5 protein-coding genes are annotated in these 2,809 nt (G+C 60.8%); 2 read left to right on the forward strand and 3 right to left on the reverse strand.

What is annotated here, in order from left to right:
• The coding region (locus VN887_18715; protein HXT42048.1) for a DUF1080 domain-containing protein at positions 1 to 181 on the reverse strand (181 nt) is incomplete at its 3' end.
• Here VN887_18715 and VN887_18720 point away from each other — a divergent pair.
• Positions 180 to 911, forward strand: a complete 732-nt coding sequence (locus tag VN887_18720; protein ID HXT42049.1) for a PepSY domain-containing protein — start codon at positions 180 to 182, stop codon at positions 909 to 911. The two genes, VN887_18715 and VN887_18720, sit on opposite strands and share 2 nt — an antisense overlap.
• A gap of 2 nt (positions 912 to 913) precedes the next feature.
• Positions 914 to 1,495 (forward strand): PepSY-associated TM helix domain-containing protein, encoded by a 582-nt coding sequence (locus VN887_18725; protein ID HXT42050.1) that lies wholly within the window; start codon positions 914 to 916, stop codon positions 1,493 to 1,495.
• A gap of 39 nt (positions 1,496 to 1,534) precedes the next feature.
• On the opposite strand, the gene VN887_18730 is transcribed toward VN887_18725, so the two are convergent.
• Positions 1,535 to 2,068 (reverse strand): DUF2721 domain-containing protein, encoded by a 534-nt coding sequence (locus VN887_18730; protein HXT42051.1) that lies wholly within the window; start codon positions 2,066 to 2,068, stop codon positions 1,535 to 1,537.
• A 92-nt stretch (positions 2,069 to 2,160) separates the two neighbouring features.
• Positions 2,161 to 2,809 (reverse strand): DUF1080 domain-containing protein (locus VN887_18735; GenBank protein HXT42052.1); only part of this gene is annotated, 649 nt, incomplete at its 5' end.

The following is a 2,809-nucleotide window of genomic DNA, read 5'->3' on the forward strand; positions in this document are numbered from 1 at the left end:
GACCGTGTGCGACGAACGCGCCGTTTTCGATCTTCCAGGTGTCGGGGTGCTCTGTCGCCGCCTTCCAGCCGTTGAAGGTTTTTCCGTCGAAGAGCGGCTTGAATCCCGCCTCCGATTCGGCGGCGTTCAGTCGTGCGACGATGCTGACCAGGGCAAGCGTGCTGAAGAATGTGGATTTCATGCGCCGAATCCTAATGGGCCGCATCGTGGACAACAATCGCAATCTTGCCGGTCCGGCCGCCGCTCCACGCGCCGGGACGGCCGGGATTCTCGTTGCGAACATCCGGTTTTCAAGCCACTCTTCCGCGGTCAGCCCGCGTCCCATGCGCAAATGGATTTTGAGAATTCACCTTTATGGCGGATTGCTGTGCGCACCTTACCTGATGATCTTCGGCTTCAGCTCGCTCCACTTCAACCATCACTTCGCCTTCGTCGCGCCGGCGCCGAACTCAACCGAATGGCAGGCGCCGCTCACGCCGACGCCGGGCACGAACAACGATGCGTTCGCGCAGTCGGTCCGCGATTCGCTCGGGCTGGCCGGCTGGACGATTCCATGGAAAATGTCGCGCGACGCGGCGGGTGATTTGCAATTTGACCTCGAACGGCCCGGCAAGTCCTACACCGTCCACACGGTGGCCAACGAACACAAGGTGCGCGTCGAAGAACGCCGCAAAGGGTTCTGGCAGGTCGTCAACTCCCTGCATGCGCTTGGCAGCGTTCCGAATGCGCCGTTCACCTCGTGGTGGGCCATCTACACGGAGATTTGCACGGGATTCGTGGCATTCGCGGCGGTGTCGGGTGTCTATCTCTGGATGAACTCCCAACGCGAGCGGCGGATCGGTCTGGTCGCTTTTCTGGGCGCCTTGATCGCGTCGGTCGGGTTCATGGTGTTTGTCATCCTGCGAGGCTGATCGTGTATTCTCTGATCCGGCGCATCCATCTGTTCACCGGCCTTCTGCTGCTGGTGTTCGTATTGATGTACTTTGCCAGCGGTTATGTGATGATCCATAATGGGTGGTTCAACAAACCCGGACCTGTCACCTCGGCCCGCACCGAGGCATTGAACTATTCCGGCGACACTTCGGACGAAGTCCTGTCGCGCTACCTGCAGGAAACGTTCGACCTGCGCGGCAAACGAAACCCCGCAAACCACCGCAAAGATGGATCCCGCCAATTCAACTTCGTGCGGCCGGGAACCACGTTCGAAGCGGTCGTCTCGCAGGACGTCAGACAGGTGTCCATCACGCGCAAGGAATCCGGCTTTGTCGGTCTCGCCAACGGAATGCATCGCCTCCACGGCTACGGCGGAGGCCGGATCTATGACGCGTGGGCGTTGCTTTATGACCTCGCCAGCGCTGCGCTGATACTCTTCGCCCTCACCGGAATCGTCCTTTGGTATCAATCCACCCCGCGACGTCTGCCAGGATTGATCTGCCTCGGTCTCAGCTTCGGCTTCAGCGCCGCGATGATTCTCTACCTGCTGTATCGGAAGTGACCCGGCAGAAGATGAAACGGGCGTTTGATGGACTGCCTGTCACGCGTGTGAGTGCGGCGGCGCGGAGAGATTCTTTTGCAGCTCCTGTTGCTGTTCGCGAATGAGGACGGCCTCTTCCTGAATATTCTCCAGGGACAGTTGCGTGGCGTGAAGCAGATTCCAGCAGCCCGTCACCATCCCGCCGACCCCAATAAACCCAAGCACAAGCCCGCTGCCGACGAACGCGCGAAACCATCCCTCCACCTGCCAGTGACCGAGAACCGCGCCGAGCAGGGTCACCAGACTCGCCGCCGCAAATGCGCCGAGTGCCACGTAGATCGAGCGAAGCGCGCGCAACAACAGCGAGGCCTGTCGCTCGACCCGGTTGACCTGGCCAACCAGGCGCCGCGTATCAGCGGCGGTTTTGACGCCGGCTTCGGATTTCGCCAGTAGCTGCGTCATCCGGTCGCGTGTGCGCAGCATGCGGTTGATGGTGCTCATCGCCAGGACGCTGGCGGCGTTGGTCAGGACCGCCGGCGCGGCGATGAACGTGAGGACCGCGAACGGGCTTTGCCCCACTGCAATGGCGTCCATGAGTCGATGGGTTCTGTGCCGTCGTCCCGGGCGCGGGTCCGCCGCAATTGTTCATCCTTTGCGGCGGAAAACTCGACTTTCCCCGCCGGCGTTTATTCCTTCGCCATGATGGGCCGGATCTTGATGTTGCGGAAAGAGACCTGTCCGTGATCGCCCTGGAGCGCGATGGATCCCCTGTCAAACCTGGCGAAAAGCGGCATCTTCCCGAACTTGCTTTTGGCGACGCGCTGTTTGAAATCGTCACTGCCGAGCACGTATTCGAAATACTTCACGCCGTTGATTTCATGCACGCACTTCGACGGCGTGATGAGCAGGCGAATATGATTCCACTCACCGGCGTGTTTGGTGGCGTCGAGCGGTTTGCCCGTCTGCGGATCGTTCGGTGGTTGGTAAAGCGCGTAGAGCCAGCCGCAGCGTTGCGGGTCGGCGGCCTTTGCGTTGTCCTCGAGCTGGAACTCCGGGCCGGTCGCCCACGCGGCGCCGCCTTCGTCCGCGACATGAAACATGATGCCGCTGTTGCCGCCCTCGGAGATATTGTAGTCAATCTGCAGCTCGAACCAGTCGAACTCGCCTTCAGTGACCAAATCCCCGGCGTTGTGCGGATCAACGCAAGCCAGCGTGCCGTCTTTGACCTGCCAGCCGGGCTTGACACCTTTCGACTTAAAGTTGTGCCAGCCGTTCAGGTCCTTGCCGTCAAACAACAGTTTCCATCCCGCCGCTTTTTCCGCGTCGGTGAGAGAG

This window comes from Candidatus Angelobacter sp. (genome assembly GCA_035607015.1).
Lineage (GTDB): Bacteria > Verrucomicrobiota > Verrucomicrobiia > Limisphaerales > AV2 > AV2.